Origin of the sequence: Holdemanella sp. MSK.7.32 (genome assembly GCF_024460475.1) — a bacterium.
Taxonomy (GTDB): domain Bacteria; phylum Bacillota_I; class Bacilli_A; order Erysipelotrichales; family Erysipelotrichaceae; genus Holdemanella.
The window spans coordinates 16,263-27,021 of the sequence record NZ_JANFYN010000028.1; the positions used below are offsets into that span (position 1 = coordinate 16,263).

Here is a 10,759-nt window from a genome sequence, read left to right on the forward strand (position 1 = left end):
TTGTATGATATAATGTTTTTCGTTAGGAGTGTGAATTTATGATACCATCGTCCTTATATCCACTTGTCACAGCTCTTTTGAGCAATATACTTGCACAAGTGTTAAAAACGGTCGTATATTATTATAGAACTGGCAAATGGGACTTTCACTGGGTCATCGCAAGTGGCGGCTTTCCAAGCAGTCACTCATCAACTGTAACAGCCCTTTCCCTTTCCATTGGAATTCAGGAAGGATTTGACTCAGCCATATTTGCCGTAACCACCATCTTTTCCTTTATTGTTATGTACGATGCATGCCACGTACGCTACTATTCCGGTAAAAACATTGAGCTAACACAACAATTAGTCAAAGATTTACGTGAAATGACAGGACTTCACTTTGATGATCCCATCTATCAGGAAAAGTTAAAAAATGTACTTGGGCATAAATTTGTCGAAGTCATTGGAGGATTTGTGGTTGGACTTGCTGTCCCATTGATCTTATGTCCACTATTTTTATAAGTTAGGAGTGTTGTTTTATGGATACTGTAGTAGATAGTAAAGCCGTTAATGATTGTTTAGATAAGATTCGCCCTTACATTCAACATGACGGAGGCGACATTGAACTATTAGGAGTTGATGAATTCAATGTTGTCTATGTATCTTTCAAAGGTGCATGTCAAGGATGTATGATGGCTTCTGAAGATTTCTCAGGCGGAATCAAAGAATTATTGCTTGAAGAAGTGCCAAACGTTCGTGATGTAGTACTAGTAGGTTAAGATATCGAAAGATATCTTTTTATTTTTAGGAGTTTTGATTATGTACACCAAAGAACAATTACGAAGATTATTAATTCCGTTGATGTTCGAACAAGTTTTAACCGCATTAATGGGATCTGTTGACACCATTATGGTCACCAACATAGGTTCAGCCGCTATCTCCGCCGTTTCCCTTGTCGATTCATTAAATATTTTGATCATCAATATATTTGCCGCCATGGCAACTGGAGGCGCCATCATCTGCGCCCAATACTTAGGATCCAACCAAAAAGACAAGGCCAACCAAGCCTTGAAACAATTGATTTTTTCCGTAACTCTTATTTCACTGATTATTACCATTCCCTGCATCCTATTCAGAAGGCCCCTATTAAGCCTGATCTTTGGATCCGTAGAAAAAAACGTGATGAACAATGCATTAAACTATCTTTTCATCACCGCCCTATCCTATCCCTTTATCGCTCTATATAATGCAGGTGCCGCAAGCTTTCGAACGAGCCAAAACTCAAGACTTCCCATGGCCATTGCGTTTGGCTCTAACATTCTAAATATACTTGGAAACATCTTTTTCATCTTTACCCTAAGCTTAGGCGTAGCCGGAGCTGCCCTATCCACACTCCTTTCTAGAATCATCAGTGCACTTATTATCCTGATTCTTTTAAAACAACCCAAACAAGATTTATATGTCGATTCCTATTTAAGTATCCGACCGGAAATTGAAACAATTACGAAAATATTAAAAATCGGTATTCCAACCGGTATTGAAAATGGTATGTTTCAATTCGGAAAACTTGTCATTCAATCCACTGTATCTACAATGGGAACAACAGCCATTGCCGCACAAGCCATGGTTGCCATGCTTGAAAGCTTTGCCTGTCAAGCAAGCATCGGTGTAGGACTTGGTATGATGACTGTCGTAGGAAAGTGTGTGGGTGCAAAAGAATATGAACAAGCAAGACACTATACAATTTCATTAACCAAACTAGCTTGGATGGTATGTATTATATTCTGCGCTACAATCATGCTTTTTATCAAACAAATCACAAGCCTTGCTGGAATGGAGACGGAAAGTGCAAAACTAGCCATTTGGCTAACACGCATAGTCTTCGCTTATAAAATGATATTCTGGACACCCTCATTCTTACCAGGCTATGGCCTAAGAGCTGCCGGCGATGTAAAATTTAGTATGATCACATCCACTTTATCAATGTGGATTTGTCGAGTTGTAGTTACCATCTTTTTAGTCCATACTTTTCACATGGGACCTTTAGCTGTATGGATTGGTATGGGTGCTGATTGGACAATTCGTTCCTTTATATTCTTAGCTCGTTTTAAATCAAATAAGTGGCTAGAACATAAAGTCATCTAACACAAAAGAAGTAGTTCACGCTTAATATCTATGAGATGCATATTGTGCATCTCTTTTTTAGTGCAATATCGTATTTATTTTAAATTTAGATTTTATGTTTCAAACTATAAAGGAAAACAATTCAAAATTTTTATAATCACAAAAAATATAAGAATATTGAGTCTTTTCAAAAATAAAAAGCGAGCCCTACCGATTGGTTACGATAGTGATTCGCTAGTTTGCCGTCTGATGACGACCTTCGTCACTGGTAATTTACCACACATCTGTGAAAATGCAAGGAAATTATTAAGCACTAATTGAGACCTTCTGATTCAAAAATGGTAATGTCATAGTGAAATCAATTCATTCTTAATATTTGTCATACTTACTTAAAAATTTGTTCCATGAAATACTGTAGTTGTACCTTCCACCAAGGCCAGTCATGATACACATCATAACCCCAGAAATCACACCAAGCATCGATGTGTTGATCATAAAGGATGGTGCTAAATCGTCTTAAAGATTCAACACATTCTTGTTCCCAATTACCTTGTCCTACACAAAAGATCAATTTGGATTGTTTATACAATTCCATATAGGGATGATCTAAAGACATATTTTTCATGTAGGCACATGGATTATTATGGTATGTATTTTCATCATGATAATCTCCATAGAATAATTCTGTATCATAAATACCAGATAGGGCTAATAAGGTATCGAATTGTTTTGGAAAACGAAAGATTAAATTTGCGGCATGCGTTGCCCCTAGACTTGCTCCCGTCACCATCCATTTATCATAGTTATTCATTTTTTCTTGTACACTAGGAATCAATTCTGAAAGGATATATTCAAACCACAACTCATGTTTCAACATACGCACCTTTGTATTATTCGGATAGGACCATGTTTCTAAATCCAAAGTATCACACGTAATAATCGTTAATTGATTGGATTCGATCCATTTGGAAACTTCATGAATCATACCACGATCTTCCCATTCAAAAAAACGTCCATTTTGACTTGGAATGGCCAGACATAATTTACCACCTTGGCCATAGATTTTATATTCCATTTCACGATCGAGACAATTTGAATACTCTTTTATATATTGCACTTGCATGGTGTTACCCCTTTCAGAAAATTTTTGTTTTATTATAGCACATTTTATTGAGTTTTAAGGTTTCTTGCTTTATAATTGTACTGTTTTTGACAGGAAAGTGAGTGACAGTATGTCCAATAAAGAAAAAATTCTTAACATTGCCGTTATCGCCCACGTTGATGCCGGTAAAAGTACGTTAGTCGATGCGTTTTTAAGACAAAGTGATGTTTTCCGTGACAACGAAGAAGTTGTTAACTGTATCATGGACTCAAACGATCTAGAACGTGAACGTGGAATTACGATTTATTCTAAAAACTGTTCCGTTATTCATAACGGTGTAAAAATTAATATTGTAGATACGCCAGGCCACGCCGACTTCTCAAGTGAAGTTGAACGTATTATCCGTACCGTAGATACAGTTATCTTATTAGTCGATGCGAGTGAAGGTCCAATGCCTCAGACTCGTTTCGTATTATCAAAAGCTTTGGAAATTGGTTTAAAACCAATTCTATTGATCAACAAGATCGATAAGAAAGACCAAAGAGCTGAAGAAGTTGTCGATGAAGTTTACGAATTGTTCTTAGACTTAAATGCCAACGACGAACAATTAGACTTCCCTATCCTTTATGGTGTAGCAAGAGAAGGACGTGTTCAATACGACCTTAAAACACCAAGCGACAACATCGATCCACTATTCGATACAATCTTAAAACATTGTGATGTATATCCAGATATGGATGAAGAACCTCTTCAAATGCAAGTATCTGCCTTGGCTTACGATGAATACATTGGTCGTTTAGGAATTGGACGTTTATATTCAGGTGTTTTAAAACAAGGACAACAATATATTCGTTGTAACCAATCTGGATTGAATGCCAAAGAAAGCTTATCTAAATTATTCGTATACAAAGGATTGTCTAGAACAAGCGTTCAAGAAGCACATTCAGGAGATATCGTAGTTATTGCGGGTATGCCAGATATCAGTATTGGTGATACAATCTGTACAGCCGATCACATTGAGCCAATGGAACACATTGAAATTGAAGAACCAACTCTATCTATGAACTTCCACGTAAACTCAAGTCCATTTGCAGGACAGAGTGGTAAGTACGTGACAAGTCGTAACTTAAAAGAAAGACTTGAAAAAGAACTAGAAGTTAACGTTGGTTTAAAGGTTGAACCAACCGATTCAGCCGATTGCTTCAAAGTTAGTGGTCGTGGTGAATTGCATATTTCCGTATTGATTGAAAATATGCGTCGTGAAGGCTATGAATTGGCTGTTTCTAAACCAGAGGTTATCCTACACAAAGATGAAAATGGACATAAAGTAGAGCCAATCGAAGAAGTTGTATGTTTAGCTCCAGAAGAATATTCAGGAACCATCATCAATAAATTAAATCTTCGTAAAGGTGTTATGCAAGACATGTCTGAAGAAAATGGATATGTAAAGATCGTATATACAGCACCTACACGTGGACTATTAGGTTTCCGTTCAGAATTTATCAATGATACACACGGTGAAGGTACATTAGTACGTCGTATTAGTGGTTATGAACCATATAAAGGAGAAATCGCACAACGTATGGAAGGTGCAATGATTTCAACTGAAACAGGTGAAGCCATGACTTACGCATTATGGAACCTTCAAGAACGTGGTCAACTGTTCATTTCTCCACAAACACCAGTTTATGAAGGTATGATCATTGGTCAAAGTTCTAAAAACATCGACCTTGATGTTAACCCATTAAAGAACAAGAAATTAACTGCCATCCGTTCAAGTGGTCGTGATGAAGCGATGTTATTAACTCCACCAAAAATCTTCTCTCTAGAAGAAGCCTTAGAATGGATCAACGATGATGAATTAGTAGAAGTTACTCCAGATGCGATTCGTATCCGTAAAAAAGGTTTAACGGCTTTAGATCGTCGTAACTTATATCGTCAAAAGATGAATGCTCAATAATTAACTGGTTTCAAATGAGTGTCACAAATAGTGATGCTCATTTTTTTATGCTAATAATCACTAACCATTTCATCTTTTTTACACTTCATAAAAAAATTGTAGTCCAGAATAACTTTTGAATTTCATACTCGCATAAGCAGAATTACATCTCAAATGTTTTTCCCTTCGCATTGACCCACTTCATCGCTCTGAATCTTTTGTTCCTCTCTACTCCAAAACTGATCTTCTCTTTTTCTCACTTTCTATAGCGAATATTATAAAAGTCGTAACATATAATTTGACTAAGTTTATATTCAAACTTGTGCTCTGACTTTTTTCATTTAATTTGATTATTAGTTTTCATACTCAATTAATCAGGCAGTCAACAATCTACTCTTAAACTGTAATGCAATTGAACACAAAGAAAAAGCTCACCAACGTACAATGTAGGATTCTACACAGTGCGCCAGTGGGCAATATTTTTTAAAATAACTCTACTCGACCTAAAAGAAAATCAATTAAATTGCAATGAAAAATACCATTTTCATCGTAAAAATTATGCGGTATATCCATGCGAATAATTATTTTTTTAAAGAAATCCTTCGTAAGCATTAGAGAAGCCAATTCAGAAGATGTTTTCTGTTCTGTGTCCATCCGAAATGCCGACTGAATATAGATTTTTCGATCAGCATCATTTACTACAAAATCTATTTCCTTCTGAAGATTTTTCCCATTGCTTCGATCCGTTACAACGCCAACATCTACACTATAACCTCTACGCATAAGTTCATTGTATATGATGTTCTCCATAATGTGCCCTGGATCATATTGACGATAATTTAAACGAGCATTACGTAACCCAACATCTGTATAATAGTACTTATTGGGGTACTGAAAATAAGTTTTTCCCTTAACATCATATCTTTTTGCCATACTGATCAGAAAAGAATCTATCGTATGCTGCACATAATTTGCAACCAAGGTAGAACTTATTTTTTCATTTTTCATACTAGTCAAGGCATTCGATATATTCGTGGGGTTCGTCAATGAACTTATCTGCGATGCCAAAAAGTTCAATATATCGCCAAGAATATCTTCCCGTTCAATTTTGTTACGCTCCACAATATCTCTAATGTAAACTTCCCTAAAAAGAGAAGTCAAATAGTCCTTCTTATCTTTTTCATCTTCTAAAGCCAATAACCTAGGCATTCCACCATAAAGCATGTAGGTATCTAACGCTTTTCTTTCATCCCCTTTAACATGCGAATAATATTCTTCAAATGATAGCGGATAGACATGAATCTGTGTTGCGCGCCCTCTGAATTCTGTAGCTATGTCGTTGGACAAACCTTTAGAATTACTTCCAGTTACATAAACATCAAGATTTCTGTATGCTTTCAGTTCATTCAGCATATCATAAATCGTAACTGTAATTCCGCCATTTTCTTCATCAACAACTTTAGTAGTATATTGTACTTCATCAATAAAAAGATAGAATTTTTCTTCTTTTTTATCACAAATAGCATCTTCTACATACTCGCAAAGAGTAATTGGGTTTCGATATTTGTAATATCGTCTTTGATCTAACTCAAACTTAAGAATGTGGTCTTCTGGTACTCCCTGAGAAAGAAGATACTCATAAAACAAGTCAAAAAGCATAACTGATTTACCACATCTACGAATACCAGTAATAACCTTAACCTCTCCGTTCCACATATTGTGAATCAATCGTTTCAAATAAGAATCTCGCTTAACCATTTTTTCACCTCACACTTGCGTCGTATATGTCGCAACTTTCACCTGTAGTATACCAACCTATTCAAAAATTATCAATCCTTTCACAAATATATACATTAAACTTACGACGTATACGATGCTAGTACAACGTGAGCACTTTTTTAAAGACATTATCTCAACTGCCACCCAAACATGTTTATCAAAATTATGTTTGCAATGGATCGTACAATTTCTAGTGAAAGAGAACCATTTAAGTATAAGAATTATGCGTCTTTTTCTTTTTAAACCTCTTTAGATTATCTTAAATATTCAAAAAGAATTAAACTAAATGCTTATTTTATGATAATGAACATGTATTAGGGTGAAACCCCCGTATACTGAAGGTAGGCCTGTACGCCTACACACTTCTTTTTATATTGAATACGAAAAAGGTAGGTGCACAACACCTACCAAGTTACGCGGGCTCATCACCCTAAGTTCATGAATCAGTAAATGGGCTCATCACCCAAATATTCATCTCTTACCAGCTTCCGCCGCCTCCGCCACCGGCGCCTCCACCAGAAAAGCCACCAAAGCTAGAGCCCATGCTATCGGCTGTACTTTTCATTTGTTCTGTTTGATAATCCAATAAATTCTGATGGATTGGATCATACATTCTTCTTGTCAACATTCTATAGTAGAAATAAGAATCGTATGGATCTGAATAATATGAATCATACCAATCTGGTTGTGCCAAAGGAATCGTACTAAATTTCTTTGTCCACATTTCAGAAAGTCCAAAAACCATCGCATATGGAATGACATCATAATAGTAAGATGGATTTTCCATAGACAATCTTTCCAATTGTGGTACTTCTGCTTTTTCAACAAAGTCTTTAAAACCTAATAGCTCAGGAGCTACATTTTTAAAGTAGTCACTCACCACATTAAATTTAGAACTCAAAAGTATTGGTAGTGAAACTACCACAATACCTACCATCATAAATTCAAATGAAACAACACTAAGAATGGAATTACATTGTCGATATATAAAGTATGCAAGAATCAAAATAAACGCAATACTTAATACTTTCTTTAATACTCCTAGTTTATTCTTGTTAAATACACTAGAAGCAGCTGCAGAATAGTTTAAAACCATCATAAGCACAAAGCTAAATGTAGCTAATATTGTTTCAATCAAATTATCTACAATACTATATCGAGTATTGAATAAGATACATACAATCATACAAATCATAGCTAGTATGGTTGTCACAAACCCATGATCAATACTTGATAATTTTTTATTGCCACTAAATTCATCATTCAAAGCTTCTTTGGCATCATCCATAGCCTTACCAAACTTACTTGATAGTTTCGATAATTTCACACTGGTTTTTGTTTTAAACAATCCGTTATAAATCTTCTTTTGATGTTTTAAAACAGGCGGTTCATGATTCTCTACTTTTGTAAGAACCAAGTCATCCTCCGTTTCAGAAATGGTTAAATACCCCTTACTAGCCCAATACGGAATCAAGGCCATTAAATCCTCTTGATCCACAGATTCATCCACAATCGTTCCAACCATAGCTGGATCCATATCTTTTGGTGGATAAAAATTCACAATTGGTGTAATATGCGCTTTCTTTAAAAGAAGAGCACGAATCAAACTGTATAAGCCAAATAAAACAGCTAAACCCAAAAAGACAAATGGTGTCTTTGAAGTCGTTTGTTTAGCTCCTACAAAATATTCTTGTCTTAATTGACCAAAGATCGTAATGGCTTGTTTAGCACCAATATCATAGGCAGAACCACGAATCGAAGTTGAAGTAATGATTGGATTCACATTTAAAGCATTCGATTGATTGCCTAGACTTCCACTAAAAACTTGAATGTTTGACATTTCTTCTTCCGTTAAAGCCTTCTCGAATTGAATATCAAAACTAAAATGCGAAATGGTTGTATCCCAATTGTTTCCAAGAACCGAATAATAGATAAAATCCAAATCGGAATGATAATCTTCTGGAATGACAATCGTATAAGTCAACGTATACGTATGAGGACCAATAACCGTATAGTCTTCACTACCAATTTGAATGACACGATTGCCTGAATCACTATCTACATCATATTCATCATTTAAAACTGCGATATCTTTGATTTGCAATTTATACTTTTCATCTCGATTGATATACATCGTTTCTGGAATATTACGATAAATACCATGACGATAACTTGAAAAGTTGACATCAATCACTTCTTTCACATCAATCGTATTATTTGAACGATATGTCGCATTTACTGTATAGTCATCAATCGTATACCCTCCATCATCTTCATGAATATCCACAACAGAAAAGCATAAAATGAAGGCAAACAAGAAGGCCAAGACCTTCTTAAAATTTAACTTGAACATTTTCTCTTTCCGAAGCATTGGCCACTTCAAACATTGTCTTCTTTTCAAAATGGAATAAAGATGCCACAATATTTGTCGGAACACTCATAATCACATCATTATATTCACGAACTAAAGCATTATAGTATTTACGAGAATTTGCGATATCCTCCTCTACCTTCTTCAATTGATTTTGAAGATCCATAAAATTCGTGTTAGCCTTTAAATCTGGATATTGTTCTGCCACCGCAAAAATTCCCTGAATGGCATTAGTGATCTTATTTTCACTATCCATAACATCCTTTGATGTTTTCGCCATATTTCTTTGGGCAATCACTGAACTCAATGTATCCGCCTCATGTTTCGCATATCCCTTCACGGTTTCAACCAAGTTCGGAATCAAATCAAAACGCTTTTTCAAATACACATCCATTGTAGAGAAGCCTTCATCCACTCTATTTGATAAACGAACAAGCTTGTTGTAGCTTGACATCACAAACAATACCAACAAGACGATTAATACAATAACAACAATAATTAAGATCATAATAAAATCCTCCTGACAAAATTATACCTCAAATACACAAAAAAAAGTAGAAGCATAACACTTCTACCCTTACTCATATATATTACCAGTCTGTCGCAATATCTAATTGAGTATCTGAATTTTGCGTAAAACTACCTGTATCACAGACGATTCCCTGTCCTAATGAAGTATCTACAATAGATCCTCTAGGATACTTATTTAAATCGGCTGCCACAATAACATAATCCCCTAACATCTTCGCACCATCTTCACGAACCCAATAATTATCATTGTTTCCCATACCACGCATAATGTCGACTACCCCTGACATATTTAAATTGTAGTATGTTTCCTTTCCATTAGGCCCATAATATACACCACCCGATGCAGTAAGTGCATTCGCATTACTTACATATTGTGTGTATGATGGTTGCGAATAAATGACCTGAGTCACCGCATTATAATTATTTTGAACGAATGTTACATCATTCAATAACTCCGGTTGCTCTAAGATCATTTCTTCAACGCTTTTCGACTCTTCTTGTTTCTTGCTAGATTCTTCCTCGATATCTTGAATCTGTTCTTCGAATTTCTCTTTTAACTCTTGAGTTCCGTTTTTTGTATCCACACGCATCAAAATGTTTGTATCCGCATTATTCGTTTTGGCATAAACCTTACTTTCTTCCCCAATAACTGATGATGTTGTTAGTACTGTTAACGCTAATGTCGACAACAATAAACCCGAAACCAATCCTTTTCTAATTACACTACTCTCTAAATTTTCTTCTTTTATAAAGTTCAAAACACCCTCCAATCTTCCCCCTTGGCCTCATAAAATACGAGGCGGTTGCCCACCAAAAAATGAACAACAACACTTAATACTATACACAATTCTAAAAAAAAAGCAAATTTCGCCACTAAAAAGACTATATAAAAATAGTTGGGGTCTAGATACGCTATAAGATTACATAGGGTAATG

The 10,759-nt window shown here is 35.4% G+C and carries 9 protein-coding genes; 4 read left to right on the forward strand and 5 right to left on the reverse strand.

The features are described from left to right. Positions 1-38: 38 nt before the first annotated feature. Genes NE544_RS07665 through NE544_RS07675 form a run of 3 tightly spaced genes read left to right on the forward strand, consistent with a single transcriptional unit; the run spans position 39 to position 2,123 of the window. Entirely contained in the window at positions 39-500 is a 462-nt protein-coding gene (locus tag NE544_RS07665; protein ID WP_118114211.1) for a divergent PAP2 family protein, read from the forward strand. A 17-nt stretch (positions 501-517) separates the two neighbouring features. Next, positions 518-757, forward strand: coding sequence for a NifU family protein (locus tag NE544_RS07670; protein WP_118114210.1), 240 nt, complete (start codon positions 518-520; stop codon positions 755-757). Positions 758-797: 40 nt separating this feature from the next. After that, positions 798-2,123, forward strand: a complete 1,326-nt coding sequence (locus tag NE544_RS07675) for an MATE family efflux transporter (RefSeq protein WP_256268931.1) — start codon at positions 798-800, stop codon at positions 2,121-2,123. 364 nt (positions 2,124-2,487) lie between these two features. Here the strand turns inward: NE544_RS07675 and NE544_RS07680 are convergent, their stop codons facing one another. Then, a complete protein-coding gene (locus tag NE544_RS07680) occupies positions 2,488-3,225 on the reverse strand; it encodes an esterase family protein (protein WP_256268932.1) in 738 nt (245 codons plus the stop codon). Between the two features lie 109 nt (positions 3,226-3,334). On the opposite strand from NE544_RS07680, the gene typA reads away from it, so the two are divergent. Beyond that, complete coding sequence (gene typA / locus NE544_RS07685) at positions 3,335-5,164, forward strand: translational GTPase TypA (RefSeq protein WP_003865225.1); 1,830 nt, start codon at positions 3,335-3,337, stop codon at positions 5,162-5,164. 462 nt (positions 5,165-5,626) lie between these two features. On the opposite strand, the gene NE544_RS07690 is transcribed toward typA, so the two are convergent. From NE544_RS07690 to NE544_RS07705, 4 genes are all read right to left on the reverse strand, one after another. Next, complete coding sequence (locus NE544_RS07690; RefSeq protein WP_256268933.1) at positions 5,627-6,901, reverse strand: ATP-binding protein; 1,275 nt, start codon at positions 6,899-6,901, stop codon at positions 5,627-5,629. A 499-nt stretch (positions 6,902-7,400) separates the two neighbouring features. Beyond that, positions 7,401-9,275: a DUF2207 domain-containing protein gene (locus NE544_RS07695; RefSeq protein ID WP_256268934.1), complete on the reverse strand. Its 1,875-nt coding sequence runs from the start codon at positions 9,273-9,275 to the stop codon at positions 7,401-7,403. Beyond that, positions 9,256-9,801 carry a LemA family protein gene (locus NE544_RS07700; protein ID WP_227991847.1) on the reverse strand — a complete coding sequence of 182 codons (546 nt, stop codon included), beginning with the start codon at positions 9,799-9,801 and terminating at the stop codon, positions 9,256-9,258. Before NE544_RS07700 ends, NE544_RS07695 begins: the two co-directional genes overlap by 20 nt. A gap of 82 nt (positions 9,802-9,883) precedes the next feature. Beyond that, positions 9,884-10,582 carry a hypothetical protein gene (locus NE544_RS07705; protein WP_256268935.1) on the reverse strand — a complete coding sequence of 233 codons (699 nt, stop codon included), beginning with the start codon at positions 10,580-10,582 and terminating at the stop codon, positions 9,884-9,886. Positions 10,583-10,759: the final 177 nt, after the last annotated feature.